The sequence below is a fragment of the Lysinibacillus cavernae genome (assembly GCF_009724685.1).
GTDB lineage: Bacteria > Bacillota > Bacilli > Bacillales_A > Planococcaceae > Lysinibacillus > Lysinibacillus cavernae.
The window spans coordinates 116,809-133,716 of sequence record NZ_WMEF01000004.1 but is presented as its reverse complement, the minus strand read 5'-3'; the positions used below and the strand labels follow the sequence as shown (position 1 = coordinate 133,716).

Below are 16,908 nucleotides of genomic sequence, written 5' to 3'. Positions count from 1 at the left end.
AGGATCACCTGTGAAAAACATCTTACATGTCAAACTACTCTTGAAGATTACACAGGAATATGTCAATTCTCATTTTACTTTTGTCTTTTCCTTACTGTTTTCTTTATTGTTTCTGGCCTATAGCTATAATTTTTCTTCTACTAGCTGGCGACCAGTTGTCTTACTCTTTTTTATTACTTACGCCGTTACCACGGCTTATGTAGCTTTCGTAAATTTAAGACTTAAAAAGGATTTAGCAAAGCATGGTGAAATTCAAAAAAGCACCCGTATGTTTGGCTACCCACTGTTATTAACTATATTGTCCGGTAATATTTTTTCGACGTCTTTTGCGTTTATGCTTGTGTCAAAAAGAAAGACAGCCGAATATACTTTTGCTGCCTATGCCTTTATTACACAATTTTTCATCATCGGTATTGCAGCGTTGAACTTATTTAAACCATATGTAACAGATACCTTTTTACTGGCGATGGGTGTTTTCTTAGTACTCGCTCTTATTTATATCGTGATGGCTATTTTATGCACTAAATTTGTCACACCCACTGATGCGCCTAAATGGATGTTCATTCCTGGTATTTTACTGCTATTTGCCACTTTCACTGGTAATCTATTTGCGACATTACTAGGATATAGCCTTATTCAAAAAGCACGAAAGGCAAATCCTTCTTCTATTGAGAAGTGGCAAAAAATATGGGAAAAGATTTTACGCAATACGATGGCAGTATTCGGCTTATTCTTCATTATTTTCATGTTCTCATTGTCTGTCACAAGCTCTTGGACCTTCGACTATGACTTTGCTACAGAAAATAACTACGGAGCATTATTGCAAACACCATCAATAGAATATCCACTAGGCACAGATAATTACGGGCGAGATTTATTTTCTCGCATTGTATTCGGGGCGCAGATTTCGTTAATTGTCGGATTTTTCTCAACGATTATTCCAGCAGTTATCGGAGGAACATTAGGAGCGTTTTCGGGCTATTATGGGAAATCAACAGACAACATCATCATGCGCAGTCTTGATATTTTATATGCCATCCCGGGCATTTTGTTAGCGATTGCTATTATCGCTGCGTTTGGTGCTAATACGGTGAATCTCATTATTGCACTGAGTGTTGGAGCAATTCCAACCTATGCTCGTACAATGCGCGCAAATGTTATGCAGCTTGCTAATTATGAATTTGTAGAATCAGCAAGAGCTTTAGGTGCATCTGATGCAGCTATTATTTTCAAGCACATTGTACCCAATTCATTAGCACCAATGATTGTAAAAGCAACCTTAACGATTGGTGGAGCCGTTATCTCAACAAGTAGTTTAAGTTTTTTAGGGCTTGGTATTGAGCCTCATATTCCCGAATGGGGCAATATTTTAAAAGTTGGTAGTACGTACCTGGAAACACATTCATATGTCGCTATTTTCCCAGGTCTTTGTATTATGCTTCTCGTTCTCTCCTTTAACTTCTTAGGAGACGGTTTGCGAGATGCTTTAGATCCAAAAACAAATTAATTGGAGGTAACTATGAAGAAATTTCTTGTATTTTTATTCGTCGCAGTTTTAGCTTTAGCTGGCTGTGTACAAACAAAAACGGATGTAGAAGGTAATAAAGATTCGAAAGATGGTGACAAGAGTAATGGTAAGGTTGCCATTGAACTATTAGGAATGTCAGCTTCTGAAGAAGATATGAATATTGTACGCGATCAACTCGTGAAAAATGGTTTTGATGTGAAATTAAATATTCAACCAGATTACGGTTCATTCTCTGCTCAAAAAGATGCGGGTAATTATGATCTTGCTCTATCAAGCTGGACGACAGTAACAGGGAATCCTGATTACGCAGTTCGTGGTTTATTTAAAACTGGCGGTGACTACAGTGTTGTTGCAGATTCAAAATTAGATGCGTTGATTGATGAAGCAAGTACATTAACTGCTGATGAAGCAGCAGCTAAATATAAAGATTTAGAGCAATTATTAGTATTCGACCAAGCTTATATTGCTCCATTATATATTTCCAATAAGTATCAAGGTATCTACTCTGAATTAGTAAATCCTAAAACTGTACTTTTACCAAAATCTCGTGCACAAGTATGGGAAAAAATTGAATTTAATGATTCGGCTAAAAACGCAACTGAACCTTTGATTTTACACCAAACGATCAATTCCCTTACTTCACTTGACCCAATTAAAGGGAATGATGGTTCAATTAATACATTAAACACCAATATGTATGTTCGATTGGTTAACTTAACAGACACTGATGAAGTTGTTTCAGATGGTTCATTATCTTATAACCATGTAATGGCTGAAGGCAATCAAGAATATTACTTCATTTTACGTGATGATATCCATTTTGCAGCTGTGAAAGACGGTGCAGCAGTCGATACAGGTGAATTAGTGTCAGCTGAAGATGTGGTCTTCTCATTAAACCGTGCAAAAGATGCTAACTCAGTACCAGATCATCGTACTTATAGCATTCATGAAAACATTGAAACAGTGGAAATCGTTTCTGATTTAACTGAATTACAAAATAAAAAAGTATCTGGCTCTGATCAATCAGTTCTAGATGCATTATCACAAAACCTACCTGCTTCGGTTGCTCAGTTAGCAAAGGAAAAAGGCGCTGTTAATAATGCGGCAGGTGCATTCCAAGTTGTCAAAATTACAACACCAACACCATTCCCACAAGTGTTAAATTATTTAGCACACCAATCTGGTGGTATCGTGTCTGAAAAACAAGTAACAAGCATTAATACGTATGATGTGGCTAGCTATGATCCTGATAAAGACATTGCCTACGGTGATCAAGCTACAATAACAGAAGGTTCAGCAACATTCAACAACCAACTATACGCAAGCGGACCTTATATTTTAGTGAAGAAAAACGATTATGAAGCACAATTTGTGAAAAACCCTGCTTACCGTGCTGGTAGCGAATATGAACCAAAAATCGCTAAAATCAATGTTCGTTTCATCTCTGATGTTGATAGTGCATTATCAGCATTACGTAATGGTGAAATTCATGTTCTTCAAACAGTACCAGAAACAAAACTTGATATTGTTAAATCAGACGCTAAATTAACATTAAATACTGCAGATAGCAATGCTGTTTCTTACTTACAAATGAATACGTCTGGACGTGCAGTTTCTGAATCAGCAGATTTACGTAAAGCGATTCTATACTCCATTAATCAAGACGAATTCATTAGCTATTACCAAGGCAATAAAAAACCAGCTGTATCCACAGTATCTCCATTAATCGATACTGGTTTAAAACTTGAGGCAAATAGCGACAAAGTAAAAGAATTTGTAAAAGCGTATAATGAGAAATAGTAAATATAAATAAAAAATAGCCTATACTAATTTGAGCCTTCTCATCATTTGAGAAGGCTCGCAGACTGTAGACAAACTCAAAAAACTTGAGAGTTTGCCTACAGTCTTTTTACTTTTACAATGAAATAAAGGAAAGCCGTTGATTTCCACTACGGGCGGACGCTTTCCGCGGGCGGAGTCGCCGCCCTTCGTTCCAATCAACTTCTACATAAAGAACTCCTTATTCATATGTGATAAAAAGTAAACTTTCGAGGTGATCAACCATGAAAAATCAAATCAATGAACGTGAACAATGTTAACGATTGAACAATAGGTACCTGAAGATCTTTTAGTACGAAAACTAAAGGCTGCTATTGATTTTTCTTTTATCTATCCATTAATAGACAACCTGTCGTTCTCTTTAAAATGACGTTTATTCAATATGTCTTTGACATTCGCTCCATGCGTCAAACCATCAAAGAAATCGAAACGAATATCCTATCGCAGGTTTTTAGGATTTGGTTTCCATACAGAAGTTCCGCATTTCTCTACCTTCAGTAAAAATTATGTTCGCCGCTTTCAAGACACGGATGTGTTTGAACAGATTTTCTATCGTATATTAAATGAAATTATACATCAATGACTCCTGCATGCAGGCGATGCTTACTTTTGCTGCCATGAATTTAAAGAAACTGGCTACTTGGACATGGCAGCCAGCTTAAAAGAGTTCTTATGCTTGAGGAGTATGTTTAAACGGGTAGAAAATCACCATTTTTAAACATATTCATAGAAGAAAAAAGACAAAAGGAATCGAGTGTGCACTTCTCGATTCCTTTTGTCGACAGTCTGTGAGACTTCTCATCATTTGAGAAGGCTCATTTTAATATAGTAGAAACTCATATTAAATTTCATTATGCGATTTTGGTTTTGGCCCTAGCTCTTCGGGTTCGATATCAGCAAATGTTTCGCCTTCTTCTTCTAGATCACGCATACGGTGAGCAATACGTGAAGCCGCTGAAGCTGCTATACTGCCAACTAAATCATCTAAGAACGTGTTGACATGATGTCCAGGTTCTGTGTCGAGTTTTTTGATAATACCTATTTTTTGCTTGTCTAAATGACCAAAAGTGGTAACAGCAATGCTGCCATATGTAAAAACGGATCCTAGTGCAATTGTTTCATCTACACCAAATAAACCTTCATCCGATTCTATAATTTGCTGTAATGGAGAAGATAATAACTTCTTCTCTGCTAGTTCATCTAATTCTATGCCTACTAATAATGCATGTTGCACTTCTCTCTTACGTAATACACGCTCAACTGAATGAACACAATGTTCCAGTGTTAAACCTTCATTATAGGTTTTTTGCATTTCGTAAACAATTTGCGCGATATCCTCTATCGCTACACCTCTACGATTTAACGCGGCTTGTGCTGCCTTCGCTACTTCGTCAGAGTGCACACGAATACTTTTATTATGCATAATTAACCCTCATTTCGATTTTATTGCTAGTATAGTGCTAGCCCAACCTATTATACCTTTACTTAAGTAATATGGTACAATTTTGTCACAAACACAAGAAGGAGTGTCATCATTGGATAAGGGAACAGTACAGGATTTAACATTCTATAGTGAATCATTACAGGAAGAATTACAGCTCTATATTTATGTTCCTGCAAATTATTCTCCACTATATAAATACAACATTTTAATCGCATCAGACGGTAAAGATTATTTCCAAATTGGCGGTATTACAAAGCTAGCTGATGAACTGATTGATGACTATGAAATCGAAAATTTAATTATTGCATTTGTTCCTTACAAAGATATTAAAGATCGACGTCATAAATATATTCCAAGTGGTGAGCAACATGAAGCCTATCTTCGCTTTTTAGCACATGAGCTAGTACCCTATTTAGATAGTGAATATGCCACTTACCAAATGGGTATGAGCCGCGGAGTAATTGGTGATTCTATGGCTGCTACTGCTTCATTAATGGCTGCATTAAAGTACCCAAGCATCTTTGGCAAAGTCATTCTACAATCGCCATACGTGGATGATGATGTTTTAAAGGCCGTTGAAAATTTTAAAGATCCTGGGTCTATTTCTATTTATCATATAGTAGGTAAAGGCGAAGACCAGGTTGTTACAATGGATAAAACCATAAAAGACTTTTTAACACCTAATCGTCAATTACATCAAATGATGATTAGTAAAGGGTTTACTACATTTTATGACGAGTTTGATGGCAATCATACATGGAAATATTGGAAACCAGACCTTCGACGTGCATTGATTGAAAATTTCAATTAATATTGGGTTATTCAAATTACGAAAAGTGAAATTTCTGGTATACTTAAATAGAAAAATTGTTTATTTTCGGGAGGTAATGGACTATGAAGTACGGTATTGTGGCATTTCCATCAAAAAAATTGCAAGATTTAGCGAACACTTATCGCAAACGATACGACCCTCATTATGCAAAGATTACACCGCATATGACGTTAAAGGACAGCTTCGATGCGTCTGAAGAAGAGATTCAAACCATCGTCAAGCAATTAGATGAACTTGCTGCTAAATATGCACCTTTAAACATTCATGCATCTCGCATAAGTTCGTTTTTCCCTACAACAAATGCGATTTACTTCCGCATTGAACCAACTGAACAATTAGCAGCATTCCAACATGAACTGCAAGAAAAAATGCCTAATGGGGAAATGAAACATGTATTTGTTCCACATATTACAATTGCTCAAAAAATGTCAGACTCTGAACACGACGACATCTTTGGACAATTGCGAATGACTGGCGTTGATGAAAAAGATACAATTGATCGCATTCATCTTTTATATCAATTAGAAGATGGCTCATGGACAACATACGAAACATTCCGTTTGTCTGGAGCTGAATGATTATTGCATAACGTTAAGGTTGTTGATACAAAGCAAGAACACGATGATGTCTTCGCTATTCGTAAAAAGGTATTTGTTGAAGAACAAGGTGTTCCACTTCATCTAGAATGTGATGCAGAGGATGCAACTGCAACACATTTCATTATGTATAATAACGATGAGCCTGTAGGAGCAGCACGTTTACGTAGTATAGACAACAAGACAGCTAAAATTGAACGTGTTTGCATTTTACAATCTCAACGCGGCAAAAAATTAGGAGCTTTAATCATGAAGGAGATGGAGAAGTATGCCATTTCTGTAAATAAGAAAACATTAAAACTTCATGCACAAAGCTATGCTATACCCTTCTACGAAAAGCTAGGCTATATGGTAACCTCTCCAGAATTTATGGATGCAGGTATCCCACATCGTGCTATGGAGAAATTGATTTAATAAAATGGTGTTACGACATGCGCTTTTTGCATATATCGTAACACCCTTTTTTATTAAGAGACGAATTCGCTTGCCACCATTTATCTACTCTATCGTAACAAGCTGCTTTGCCAAGTAGATAGGCCATGCGCTACTTCATCATTCTAGTGATTTTATCGAAATCTAGTGATCCACCATCTTGAATAATAGATTGTACTAACTTATCTTCCAACTCTTGTGTAATGGATCTGTTAGATATTTTAGCAACACGTCGTACAATTTTTCTTACTTGCTTTTCACTGGTAAAATCCGCATGTTGAATGGCATTGGCTAATGCGAAGATTTCATCCATCGATACACCTGTTTTTTGCTCAATTGAATTAAAAAACGAGCGATGCATGTTTTCCCTCCTATCATTAAAACTCAATATGATCTTGCGTCTTGCACGAAACATTTCGTAAATGGTGGAGGCCTTAACTTTATTTAGATTTTCCTAAATAAAAGCTAAAGCCTTATTATGTTCTTCAAATTAGATGAAAGTAGCGCCTACAATAATTAATAGAATGAATAGGACAACAATTAGAACAAATGTAGAACCATAACCATAGCTGTTACCTCCAGAGTAACCTCCGCAATAGCTATTGTTCCACCCACCAACATTATTTCCATACGGTTGTGAGCACCAGCCTTGATAGCCCATAAAAGCACCCCTCCCTTCTACAACCTATAATATGTTTAGGTTGTAGAAATGGGAGGGGTATTCGTCTAGTCTATATTTCCTTTTGGTTTAAAAATTAATGCACCAATAAAGCCAAAGATAATAGCAGCACTTATGCCTGAGCTTGTTACTTCAAACATTCCTGTTAACACACCAACAAGTCCATGTTTTTCTGCTTCCGCCATTGCTCCATGTGTTAATGAATTGCCGAAGGATGTGATAGGCACTGTTGCACCTGCGCCAGCAAAATTGATCAGCGGCTCATATAAGCCCATACCATCCAATATGGCACCAAGGACAACTAACGTGCTTAGAGTATGCCCTGGTGTTAAATTACCTATATCCATTAATAATTGGCCTATGACGCATATAATACCACCGACAATAAATGCAAATACAAATGTCATAACCATAGTTTTTGCCTCATTTCATTGTAATTTCTATCGCATGTGCCGTACATGGAATTGTCTCCCCTTGCTGATACGACAGTGGAGATAATAATGCCCCTGTCGCCACAAGTAATACCCGTTTATAGCTCCCTGCGCGCATTTGTTGAAGTACATAACTAAAAAAAACAGCTGCCGAACAGCCTGCTCCACTTGCCCCTGATTGGAATGCTTCATCCTGTCCATAAAACTCGGCACCTGCATCACGTATCAAGGTTAGCTCTTCATTCTTCACACCATTTTCAACAAGCATTCCTTTCAGTAGCTTTAAACCAAGCTGCCCTAAATCACCCGTTAAAATTAAATCGTAATGATATATTTTTTGGTTTCTCTGCTGTAGGTGAGATTGAATTGTTTGAAAGGCCGCTGGTGCCATTGCAGCGCCCATATGGAAGGGATCATCCATACCATAGTCTACTGATTTCCCAATCGTTGCCGCTTCTATAGAAGGAAACTCCTCACGATGCTTACCAATTAGTGCATACCCAGCAGCCGTTACAGTCCATTGAGCAGTTTGTGGCTTTTGAGCCCCATAGTTGATGGGGTAGCGAAATTGACGTTCAATCGCATTATGCTGACTAGATGCACCAGCTAATGAAAAATTAGCGGCACCTAGCTCCGTTAGCAGGCATGCCACAATGACTGAAGACATAGATGTTGCACATGCCGAAAATAATCCAATAAAAGGGATTTCTAAATCTCTAGCTGCAAAATTGGTCGGTGTCATTTGATTGACCAAATCCCCACCCATCATAAAATCAATATCTCCGTTTTGTACGCCGATTTTTTTCATAGCAAATTCACATGCTTCTTCAATCATTTTACGATGACCTTGTTCATTTGTTTTCATTTGCCAGCGTTCATCATCATACACAGAGTCAAAGTACTGACTAAAAATACTTCGATTCTCCAAAGGTCCTGCTACAACTCCACCAGCAAGAAGAGATGGCTTCGATTGAAAAATAATTACCATGAAACCACTCCTATCGTCACGAGGATATATTTAAAAAGGGCTACGAAAAATGCTGACACTACCCCAAATAATACAACGGACCCTGCTAATTTAAATAAATTTCCGCCGACTCCCAGTACGAGCCCTTCTGATCGATGTTCGATAGCTGCTGAAATAACAGCATTTCCAAAGCCTGTTACTGGTACGGCCGATCCTGCCCCAGCAAATTGGCCAATTTTTTTATATAGACCAAGACCCGTTAAAATCATGGCGAAGAATACCATCGTTGCAACAGTTGGATTTCCTGCTGTTGCTTCTGTAAAATTGAAGAAAATAATATAAAAAAGGGACACAGCTTGGCCAATTGCACAAATAAGACCGCCGACCAAAAATGCCTTTGCTACATTCTTTAAATAAGGCGGCTTTGGTGTAACATTTTGCTCTAACTGTTGATATTGCTCTTTTTCCATTTATGTCTCCTCCTTTGCAAGCTCTATTAGTTCTGTAATTTTATCGCTTAATTTATTATCTTCAATCTGATCCTTTTTTATTTTATTGGCTTCGTAAAAAATTTTATAATCAGCTGAGACAAATACATCTTTGTTTGGATATTTCTCTTCAAATTTCTTTTGCAACTTTTTCTCTAATTTAGTCTTTTTCCACTTTTCCCATGGTTTAATTTGTACTGCAACAAGCATACTACCGTCATACTGGATAACCGTTGAACGATCAACATAGTCTTCTTCGTTTATAAGGGCTTCGACTTCACTCTCATTCTGCGGCGAACCATAGACAATAAATTTTTCTTTTTCAGCACAACCATTTAACAGCGATAAAACGACTAAGAGAGGTAACATCATTCCTAATAGCCTCAAGTTTTACCCTCCTTTTCTTTAAAGTTTCTCCACACATAAAAAAACTATTCATTCGAAGATATATACGAAAGCCCGAGTCCAATTTTCAAAAGTACATATTGTAGAAGTAGTAACAAGGAAAGGAGGTGACAATATGGGTTGTGGTAAGCCAACAAATCCTATTGGACCAATCCATTCAGCAGGCTGCGTTTGTGACGTAGTTCGCGCTATTTTAGATATTCAAAATCAAGCGGTGCGAGATGAATGTTCTCCATGTACAGCAAACTGTTTCTTAGAACCACTAGGCGGGATTGTTAGTCCTGCACGCTCTCAAGCAGATACACGTGTATTCATGTTAATTACAAAAGATGGTACTCCTTTCAAAGCATTCTTTAATTCTCCAACAGCAGATCCTTGTATTTGTACATCCGTATTCTTCCGTGTAGAAGATATGTTTGATGAGTGCTGTGCGACTTTACGTGTTTTGGAGCCTTTATGTACATTTGACTCTAGTGAAAGTACAGTAGACTTATTAAGTCGTGACGGCTGTTGCGTAAACATGAAAAAGATCTGTAAAGTAGATGACTGGAACTCAACAGATAGCTGTATTACTGTAGATTTATCTTGCTTCTGCGCTGTACAATGTATCGCTGATGTTGACTTAGGGATTTGTGACTAATTCTTTCACCTTTGACACACACACATAAAAAAAAGTGTACAGCATCCTCTGCTGTACACTTTTTTTATAATGTTGGTAATTTTCTGCCACGCCAAAGTATTTGTTGTATATCTTCAAAATAGATGATTTCCTGTGTTTTTAATTCTAATGACGTTAGCATTAACGAATCACTCTGTACTTCTGAGGCAGTACCAGTTAATTTTCTACCATCCTTTAAGCATACTAATAATGGCTGATAGGCTCTCTGACGAAATGGCTTTTCTAAAAACTGGAGTTGTTTTAGTAAATACGGATCTATTTGTACATCTCCTACGACATCCTCTTTTCCATCAACTGTTTGCTCATCGAAAATGTGGTCCTTTTCATATACAGATGTACTTTCATCCAAATCAAGTTCATGTAACACCTTAGAAATATTTAAAAAATATGATGGTGATTTTATAAACAAGCGTGGCTCTCGATCCACTTTACTCACTTCCCTTTTTTCCATACAATATGCGAAAGTGAACAAATTGGTTCTTAGCCTATTTGACTTAAGAAAACTGTCGCTAAACCTAAATAAATTAAAATACTTGTAATATCATTTAAAGTTGTAATAAAAGGTCCTGATGCCACAGCAGGGTCTATTTTTAGTCGATGCATTAATAACGGTATAAATGAACCAGCTAATGTCGCTACTAAAATCGAACCACAAAGTGCTGCACCTACTAACATTCCTAGAACAAGTTCATGTTTCCAAAAATAAACGATACCAATAACAATTAAGCCACAAACAATCCCTGACATTAAGCCCGTACCCGCTTCGCGTAACAGTAACTTGAATTTACTATGTTCTTCCACGTCACCTGTAGCAATACCTCGGATCGCCACAGCTAATGCCTGTGTTCCACTATTCCCTGAAGTCCCTGAAATTAGCGGAATAAAGACTGCTAACAAAGCTACTTTATCTAAAGTATCCTCAAATTGCCCCATTAAATTTGCTGTTAACATACCTAAGAACAATAGAATAACTAACCAAGGCAAACGTTTTCTGGCTGCTTGGAATGGTGTTACATCAAATTTATCCATATCTGAAATACCGGCTAATTTAGAGTAATCCTCAGAAGCCTCTTCATCAATAACGTCAATAATATCATCGACCGTGATAATACCAAGTAATTCCCCTTTATCATCAATAACAGGTGTCGCTAAGAAATTATAATCCTTCATAATTTGTGCGACCTCTTCTTGGTCATCACCTACATGTACCATCACAACACGTTCATTCATAATCGAACGAATAAGTGTATCCTCATCAGCAATGATTAAATCTCGTAACGATATAACACCTGTCAAACGATGGTCTTCATCTACTACAAAAATATAATAAACAGTCTCTGCATTTGGTGCCTCTTTACGCAAAATGGCCATCGCTGAGCGTACTGTTGAATTTTCTGGTATAGCAACATATTCAGTTGTCATGATAGAACCAGCTGTATATTCATCGTAACTTAGTAGCTCATTAATTTCTTCAGCCGCTTCCTCATCCATCATTTCCAAATAGCTTTCACGCTGCGCCGTATCTAATTCATTTAATACATCAGCTGCATCATCAGCAAACATATGAGATAGCATTTCTGCACCATAGGATGGATCCATTTCAGCAAGATATGCTTTATACTCATCATCTTCGATATCGATTGCCTCAAAAATATCAGCCATTTCTGTCGGAGACAAGAACGAATAGATGATCTTCCTTATATCAGGTTCCACCTTTTCATAAAACGTTGCCTGATCATATGGATGAAGTTCTAAAAACTCATCACGGAATGCGTCAATGTTATGTGCTTCGAGCATATCTCGTAGATGTGCCTCGTCAAATTGCACATCATCCTTTTCTTTTCTTTCCTCTATCATGCTTGTCCCCTCCTTCCGAGCTTTCAATCATTTTACGGGCAATGCCGTAAATCTACCTTCTATATAATAGAGTGTATTATACCTTTTCTGCAAACCCTTTTTTAGGTTATTGATATGAGTATTTGTACAACCCTTTATATAAATGGGGTTTTCCTTCTAAAATCTTGAATATTCTATTTTACTATACATTATATTCGTCATTTTTTTATGAACTAGGTGTAAAGATAATCCCCTTATCCTGTTCCTATGTCAAAAATGATAAGGAGATGCCCGTTTGTGCGAACATCTCCTTTATATCATAAATTTAAGCAGAAGACCCCTTCAATACATTTTGCATGTCTTCATTTAACATACTTGTAAATTGTAATGGCACACCTGTTAAAGGTTGCTCCATACTTAAGGACACACAGTGTAATGCTTGTCGATCAATATAATGACGGCTTCCTCCATATAGATCATCACCAACAAGAGGATGCCCAAGATACGACATATGCACACGAATTTGATGTGTACGACCTGTATGCAATTTGATTTTTACATGTGTCATTGGTACATCATCTACATAAAAGCGCTTGAGAACTGTTACATCTGTATGCGCATATTGCCCATCTACTCGTACTTCTCTCTCAATAATACTGTCTTCTTTACGTCCTATAGGCGCATCAATAGATTGGAAATTTTGCTTAACATGTCCATGTACAATCGCTTCATATTGCCTTGAAATTTCCCCACTCCGCTGGGCAAGTCCAGTTAAATGATGGATGTGAGCATGCTTGGCAATACAGAGTAAGCCTGATGTGTCTCGGTCAAGTCTTGTGACAATATGAGCAGTGGAAGGTAATCCTTGTTGCTGAAAATAACCGCAAACTAAATTAGCAATGCTATTGGTCGGGTGCTCTCGAGAGGGAATCGTACATTGGTGAGCTGGTTTATCTAGCACTAAGATCGAGTCATCCTCATATACAATGGTCAAATCACCATGTTCGATAGCGAGTCCGTCACTTCTTTCCTCAGGAGGAAATGTCACTGCCACACAATCACCTACTTGAAGGACATGTCTCACATTTCGTTCAATACCATTCACGGTCAATAAGCCGCCATCAAACTTAATGGCGGTTAAAGCTCGTTTGGAAATACGCCATTCTTGAAGGGCTTCTCGTAATAATTGACCCTCTTTCTTAGCTGTAAAGTGCAATGTAAATCTTGTATCCATTTTATTCATTAGCTACAAATGATTCATGCACACGCTCCCAAAATGGGAATGGTCGGAAACGGGCAAACCGTACTCTTTCATTTGCTACATTAAATGCAATGGCTTTGACATCACCTTGTGTTATTTGCAAGTGGTCAACAGTCATATTAAAGTTTTGCTCATTCACAGGACGTAAGACACAATGATGGTGTGCTGGTAAAATTAATGGTGAACCAACTGTTCTGAAAACTCGATTATTTATTGACGCAATTTCAGTGATTTGGAGTGCAGCTAATGTGGGATGTATGATCGCTCCACCAAGTGCTTTATTATAGGCTGTACTACCAGAAGGTGTTGACACACAAAGACCATCTCCACGGAAACGCTCAAATTGATTGCCATTTAACTCAACATCCATAACAAGTGTTACATCTGGTGATTTGACTGTTGCTTCATTTAACGCTAGATACGTATTTGATTCTGCATTATGATGTTCCACCTTCACTTCTAACAGTGGATACTCCACAACATTAAAATCCTTTTTAGCAATGGACAAAACTAATTTTTCTAACTCCGATGGCTTCCAATCCGCATAAAAACCTAAATGTCCTGTATGGATGCCGACAAATGCTACCTGATCTAATAAATGGGAATAACGATGGAAAGCATGTAAAAGCGTTCCGTCTCCTCCAATAGAAACAACTATCTCTGGTGTTTCTTCATCATAGGTTAGGCCAAAATCCTGTAAATAGGTTTTAGCTAGCTCCATTAGCTCGTTAGATTGTGCATCTCTACGTGATTGAATCGAAAATTTCATTGGGCGTCACGCTCCTTCTCTGTTAGTAAATTAGGATTCGATGCTTCTTTGTATTCGCTAAAGTAGGCCTGTGCCTCTTGAATTTCACTACGAATCAATGACATTTCCTCGTCCAATCGAAAGGCTGCTTCAGCTGCACTTTGTAAACGATTTTTAATTTCCTCTGGGAACATGCCCTTATATTTATAATTTAAAGAGTGCTCAATTGATGCCCAAAAATTCATGGCCAGTGTTCGTATTTGAATTTCGGCTAACACTACTTTTTTCCCCTGAATCGTTTCAACAGGATATTCAACGATCATATGGTAGGAGCGATAACCACTTGGTTTATTATGTGTAATATAATCGCGTTCTTCCACTACACGAATATCTTTACGCTGACGAATAAGCTCCGTTACCGTTGCAATATCATCAACAAATTGACACATAATACGAAGGCCAGCGATATCTCCAAGTTCATCACCAAGTTGTTTAGAAGGCTCAAAAGCTAAACCCTTTTCCAACGTTTTATCATATATACTTGCTAAAGGCTTTACACGTCCTGTTACAAATTCAATTGGTGAATTGGCATTAACAATACCAAATTGCGAACGCATGCCCTTTAATTTTACTTTTAATTCATCTACTGCTTGTTTATAAGGACTTAAAAATATTTCCCATTGTCCCATTGTAAAAACCTCCCGACATTCGGTTCGAACACCACCGTCTGTTCGTTTTGTCTTTCTATTCAGCGAGAATTGCCTCAAAGTGGTGTTCCACTGCTTGGACAAATTCTGCCCCGTAATTATAATTTCCTTCAATATTATACACGAGCATTTCCAGTTCCTCGTAGAAATTTGTTAGCTCAATCGCTTCTTTACCTATTCGTAGTAATGGATTTTTCTTTTTTTGTAAAATATGTACAAGATTCTCCCAACTACTCGGTGGAAAACGCAAGTAATGATAGTCTTCACCTGCATCCAGTAAATAGATAAATGCAAAATCATCTGAATCTGCAATGAGTTGTCCAGCAGGTTTTAACTGTAAATTTACTTCATTGTCGTTTAAACTAAAATGAAGTTGATCTTGTTCAAAATTCGATGTTTCTATTGTATAAATTTTACGCACGTGCGGTTCCCCTTTTCGTTGTACTCTTCCTCTTATTTTAGCACACAGGGTAAATAGTTGCAGTGAGTAAATATTAAATCAAGCGAAACAGCGGATGAAAAATAAAAAAATAAATAGGTGACTATAAATGACACAAGAAATTGAAATCGAGTTTAAAAATCTATTAACAAAACAACAATACGAGCAATTATTACAAGACTTCCACATAAGCCAAAATGCTATTCATCGTCAAACAAATCATTATTTTGACACACCTACTCAGGCTATTCGCAAACTACAAAGTGGGCTGCGTATTAGACAAATTGGCGATTATTATGAATGTACGCTCAAAGAAAAAAATGCCGAGCATGCTCATCTTGAAACAACGGATCAATTAACAGTGGCACAGGCGCAGAAAATGCTTGATGGAGAAGGTTTTTATGCCCAAGAGGTGGCTAAAAGATTAGCCATTCACAGTATCCCATTAGAACAATTACGGGTATTCGGTTCTCTCACTACGGATCGTGCCGAAATTCCTTATAAAGAAGGGCTTCTCGTTTTTGATCATTCTTACTATTTGCAGTGCGACGATTATGAGGTAGAATATGAATCAAAAGATGCAATAAAAGGAAATACAATTTTCGACGAATTTCTCCATCAATATGGTATTAAAAAGCAAGAAACCGATAAAAAAATCGCTCGCTTTATGAAGGTTTTACAAGCACAAAATTCATAATAGTATAAAAAGGAAGGTGACTGACTCCTTGGATATTCAATCACTAAAATCTTTACTTGAAATTCAAGCATTGCAAACACTTGGATCTGCTGAAAACTCATCAACAAACAATGATTCTATTTTTTCTGACATGATGAATGAATTATTAGGAGAAGCATCGACAGCAAGTAATGCCAAATTGTCTAGCTTGCTTGCCACGGGTACATCAAATAACTCAGATTTCGTCAATCAGCTGTCCATGTTAGCAAATACTTCTGATCAAAGCACACTTGAATCATTGCTATACAAAGGCTCTAATGCTGTCTTCATACCTGAATCTGTCAAACAGGCGTTAGCAAATACATATGCTGATACAAAGCTTGATTCCTATGTTTCAGACGATGTTATAGGCTCTACAGCATATGCAAATTCACTAGCAGGAGCAAATCAATATGCTGCCATTATTGAAAAAGCTGCCGCTACTTATCAGGTACCTGAAAAGCTTATTGCGGCCGTAATAAAGCAGGAATCTAATTTTAATCCAACAGTAGTGAGTCATGCGGGAGCGCAAGGATTAATGCAATTAATGCCCACAACAGCACAATATTTAGGCGTTACAAACGCTTTTGACCCAGAGCAGAATATAATGGCTGGTGCAAAATATTTGCGTCAAATGCTAGATAAATTTAATAACGACCCTACACTAGCATTAGCCGCCTACAATGCAGGTGCATCACGTGTTACAAAATATGGAGGTATTCCTCCCTTCAAAGAAACACAGAATTATGTCAAAAAAGTGATGAATTACTTCACAGTGTAATCGCATCTTTTCCGGTATCCATGCCTTTTCCAACAAATTTCACCCATCGTGGTGAAATTTGTGCTTTCTTAGCGAACAACAATTCGAAAGAGCTCTTTATT

22 protein-coding genes are annotated in these 16,908 nt (G+C 37.4%); 9 read left to right on the top strand and 13 right to left on the bottom strand.

The annotated features are described in order from the left end of the window. Positions 1-10 precede the first annotated feature (10 nt). The 3 genes from GJU32_RS11275 to GJU32_RS23835 all read left to right on the top strand — a co-directional run bounded on the left by GJU32_RS11275 (position 11) and on the right by GJU32_RS23835 (position 3,868). On the top strand, positions 11-1,507 hold the full coding sequence (locus GJU32_RS11275; protein WP_155592047.1) for an ABC transporter permease: 1,497 nt from the start codon (positions 11-13) through the stop codon (positions 1,505-1,507). Between the two features lie 12 nt (positions 1,508-1,519). Beyond that, a complete protein-coding gene (locus tag GJU32_RS11270) occupies positions 1,520-3,328 on the top strand; it encodes an ABC transporter substrate-binding protein (RefSeq protein ID WP_155592046.1) in 1,809 nt (602 codons plus the stop codon). 405 nt (positions 3,329-3,733) lie between these two features. Next, the gene (locus GJU32_RS23835; protein WP_476638809.1) at positions 3,734-3,868 is read left to right on the top strand and encodes a hypothetical protein; all 135 of its coding nucleotides are present in this window, start codon (positions 3,734-3,736) and stop codon (positions 3,866-3,868) included. A 340-nt stretch (positions 3,869-4,208) separates the two neighbouring features. On the opposite strand, the gene GJU32_RS11260 is transcribed toward GJU32_RS23835, so the two are convergent. Then, entirely contained in the window at positions 4,209-4,790 is a 582-nt protein-coding gene (locus tag GJU32_RS11260; protein ID WP_155592045.1) for a phosphatidylglycerophosphatase A family protein, read from the bottom strand. A gap of 112 nt (positions 4,791-4,902) precedes the next feature. Between GJU32_RS11260 and GJU32_RS11255 the strand changes: the two genes are divergently transcribed. From GJU32_RS11255 to GJU32_RS11245, 3 genes are all read left to right on the top strand, one after another. Further along, entirely contained in the window at positions 4,903-5,622 is a 720-nt protein-coding gene (locus GJU32_RS11255) for an alpha/beta hydrolase (protein ID WP_155592044.1), read from the top strand. Positions 5,623-5,705: 83 nt separating this feature from the next. After that, positions 5,706-6,221 (top strand): YjcG family protein, encoded by a 516-nt coding sequence (locus GJU32_RS11250; RefSeq protein WP_155592043.1) that lies wholly within the window; start codon positions 5,706-5,708, stop codon positions 6,219-6,221. Positions 6,222-6,224: 3 nt separating this feature from the next. Beyond that, positions 6,225-6,653, top strand: coding sequence for a GNAT family N-acetyltransferase (locus tag GJU32_RS11245; protein ID WP_155592042.1), 429 nt, complete (start codon positions 6,225-6,227; stop codon positions 6,651-6,653). A gap of 130 nt (positions 6,654-6,783) precedes the next feature. Here GJU32_RS11245 and GJU32_RS11240 read toward each other — a convergent pair whose 3' ends face one another. The 6 genes from GJU32_RS11240 to GJU32_RS11215 all read right to left on the bottom strand — a co-directional run bounded on the left by GJU32_RS11240 (position 6,784) and on the right by GJU32_RS11215 (position 9,623). Further along, the gene (locus GJU32_RS11240; RefSeq protein WP_155592041.1) at positions 6,784-7,032 is read right to left on the bottom strand and encodes a stage VI sporulation protein F; all 249 of its coding nucleotides are present in this window, start codon (positions 7,030-7,032) and stop codon (positions 6,784-6,786) included. Positions 7,033-7,161: 129 nt separating this feature from the next. Further along, entirely contained in the window at positions 7,162-7,332 is a 171-nt protein-coding gene (locus GJU32_RS11235) for a YjcZ family sporulation protein (protein ID WP_155592040.1), read from the bottom strand. A gap of 65 nt (positions 7,333-7,397) precedes the next feature. Further along, positions 7,398-7,757 (bottom strand): stage V sporulation protein AE, encoded by a 360-nt coding sequence (gene spoVAE / locus GJU32_RS11230; RefSeq protein WP_196426671.1) that lies wholly within the window; start codon positions 7,755-7,757, stop codon positions 7,398-7,400. 16 nt (positions 7,758-7,773) lie between these two features. Next, the gene (locus GJU32_RS11225; RefSeq protein ID WP_155592038.1) at positions 7,774-8,769 is read right to left on the bottom strand and encodes a stage V sporulation protein AD; all 996 of its coding nucleotides are present in this window, start codon (positions 8,767-8,769) and stop codon (positions 7,774-7,776) included. Then, the gene (spoVAC, locus tag GJU32_RS11220) at positions 8,763-9,218 is read right to left on the bottom strand and encodes a stage V sporulation protein AC (RefSeq protein ID WP_155592037.1); all 456 of its coding nucleotides are present in this window, start codon (positions 9,216-9,218) and stop codon (positions 8,763-8,765) included. Before spoVAC ends, GJU32_RS11225 begins: the two co-directional genes overlap by 7 nt. Next, complete coding sequence (locus GJU32_RS11215) at positions 9,219-9,623, bottom strand: YhcN/YlaJ family sporulation lipoprotein (RefSeq protein ID WP_230875017.1); 405 nt, start codon at positions 9,621-9,623, stop codon at positions 9,219-9,221. A gap of 133 nt (positions 9,624-9,756) precedes the next feature. On the opposite strand from GJU32_RS11215, the gene GJU32_RS11210 reads away from it, so the two are divergent. Beyond that, a complete protein-coding gene (locus tag GJU32_RS11210; protein WP_008174263.1) occupies positions 9,757-10,281 on the top strand; it encodes a CotY/CotZ family spore coat protein in 525 nt (174 codons plus the stop codon). A 64-nt stretch (positions 10,282-10,345) separates the two neighbouring features. On the opposite strand, the gene GJU32_RS11205 is transcribed toward GJU32_RS11210, so the two are convergent. The 6 genes from GJU32_RS11205 to GJU32_RS11180 all read right to left on the bottom strand — a co-directional run bounded on the left by GJU32_RS11205 (position 10,346) and on the right by GJU32_RS11180 (position 15,293). Continuing rightward, a complete protein-coding gene (locus GJU32_RS11205) occupies positions 10,346-10,771 on the bottom strand; it encodes a hypothetical protein (protein ID WP_155592036.1) in 426 nt (141 codons plus the stop codon). Between the two features lie 29 nt (positions 10,772-10,800). Then, complete coding sequence (gene mgtE / locus GJU32_RS11200) at positions 10,801-12,177, bottom strand: magnesium transporter (protein WP_155592035.1); 1,377 nt, start codon at positions 12,175-12,177, stop codon at positions 10,801-10,803. 304 nt (positions 12,178-12,481) lie between these two features. Then, a complete protein-coding gene (locus GJU32_RS11195; RefSeq protein WP_155592034.1) occupies positions 12,482-13,390 on the bottom strand; it encodes an RluA family pseudouridine synthase in 909 nt (302 codons plus the stop codon). Position 13,391: 1 nt separating this feature from the next. Continuing rightward, the gene (locus GJU32_RS11190; protein ID WP_155592033.1) at positions 13,392-14,186 is read right to left on the bottom strand and encodes an NAD kinase; all 795 of its coding nucleotides are present in this window, start codon (positions 14,184-14,186) and stop codon (positions 13,392-13,394) included. Continuing rightward, positions 14,183-14,854 (bottom strand): GTP diphosphokinase, encoded by a 672-nt coding sequence (gene yjbM / locus GJU32_RS11185; RefSeq protein WP_155592032.1) that lies wholly within the window; start codon positions 14,852-14,854, stop codon positions 14,183-14,185. The genes GJU32_RS11190 and yjbM overlap by 4 nt, the downstream gene beginning before the upstream one ends. 55 nt (positions 14,855-14,909) lie before the next feature. Beyond that, on the bottom strand, positions 14,910-15,293 hold the full coding sequence (locus tag GJU32_RS11180; RefSeq protein ID WP_155592031.1) for a UPF0738 family protein: 384 nt from the start codon (positions 15,291-15,293) through the stop codon (positions 14,910-14,912). 127 nt (positions 15,294-15,420) lie between these two features. Here GJU32_RS11180 and GJU32_RS11175 point away from each other — a divergent pair, with 127 nt between their 5' ends. Next, the gene (locus GJU32_RS11175) at positions 15,421-16,008 is read left to right on the top strand and encodes a CYTH domain-containing protein (protein WP_155592030.1); all 588 of its coding nucleotides are present in this window, start codon (positions 15,421-15,423) and stop codon (positions 16,006-16,008) included. 28 nt (positions 16,009-16,036) lie between these two features. After that, positions 16,037-16,807 carry a lytic transglycosylase domain-containing protein gene (locus GJU32_RS11170; protein ID WP_155592029.1) on the top strand — a complete coding sequence of 257 codons (771 nt, stop codon included), beginning with the start codon at positions 16,037-16,039 and terminating at the stop codon, positions 16,805-16,807. Positions 16,808-16,908 lie beyond the last annotated feature (101 nt).

Bases quoted from the DNA above. Each gene is read 5' to 3' on its own strand.
- GJU32_RS11270 (WP_155592046.1), top strand. From the start codon at position 1,520: ATGAAGAAATTTCTTGTATTTTTATTCGTCGCAGTTTTAGCTTTAGCT.
- GJU32_RS23835 (WP_476638809.1), top strand. From the start codon at position 3,734: ATGACGTTTATTCAATATGTCTTTGACATTCGCTCCATGCGTCAAACC.
- GJU32_RS11260 (WP_155592045.1), bottom strand. From the start codon at position 4,790: ATGCATAATAAAAGTATTCGTGTGCACTCTGACGAAGTAGCGAAGGCA.
- GJU32_RS11250 (WP_155592043.1), top strand. From the start codon at position 5,706: ATGAAGTACGGTATTGTGGCATTTCCATCAAAAAAATTGCAAGATTTA.
- GJU32_RS11240 (WP_155592041.1), bottom strand. From the start codon at position 7,032: ATGCATCGCTCGTTTTTTAATTCAATTGAGCAAAAAACAGGTGTATCG.
- GJU32_RS11235 (WP_155592040.1), bottom strand. From the start codon at position 7,332: ATGGGCTATCAAGGCTGGTGCTCACAACCGTATGGAAATAATGTTGGT.
- spoVAE (WP_196426671.1), bottom strand. From the start codon at position 7,757: ATGACATTTGTATTTGCATTTATTGTCGGTGGTATTATATGCGTCATA.
- GJU32_RS11225 (WP_155592038.1), bottom strand. From the start codon at position 8,769: ATGGTAATTATTTTTCAATCGAAGCCATCTCTTCTTGCTGGTGGAGTT.
- spoVAC (WP_155592037.1), bottom strand. From the start codon at position 9,218: ATGGAAAAAGAGCAATATCAACAGTTAGAGCAAAATGTTACACCAAAG.
- GJU32_RS11210 (WP_008174263.1), top strand. From the start codon at position 9,757: ATGGGTTGTGGTAAGCCAACAAATCCTATTGGACCAATCCATTCAGCA.
- GJU32_RS11205 (WP_155592036.1), bottom strand. From the start codon at position 10,771: ATGGAAAAAAGGGAAGTGAGTAAAGTGGATCGAGAGCCACGCTTGTTT.
- mgtE (WP_155592035.1), bottom strand. From the start codon at position 12,177: ATGATAGAGGAAAGAAAAGAAAAGGATGATGTGCAATTTGACGAGGCA.
- GJU32_RS11195 (WP_155592034.1), bottom strand. From the start codon at position 13,390: ATGGATACAAGATTTACATTGCACTTTACAGCTAAGAAAGAGGGTCAA.
- GJU32_RS11190 (WP_155592033.1), bottom strand. From the start codon at position 14,186: ATGAAATTTTCGATTCAATCACGTAGAGATGCACAATCTAACGAGCTA.
- yjbM (WP_155592032.1), bottom strand. From the start codon at position 14,854: ATGGGACAATGGGAAATATTTTTAAGTCCTTATAAACAAGCAGTAGAT.
- GJU32_RS11175 (WP_155592030.1), top strand. From the start codon at position 15,421: ATGACACAAGAAATTGAAATCGAGTTTAAAAATCTATTAACAAAACAA.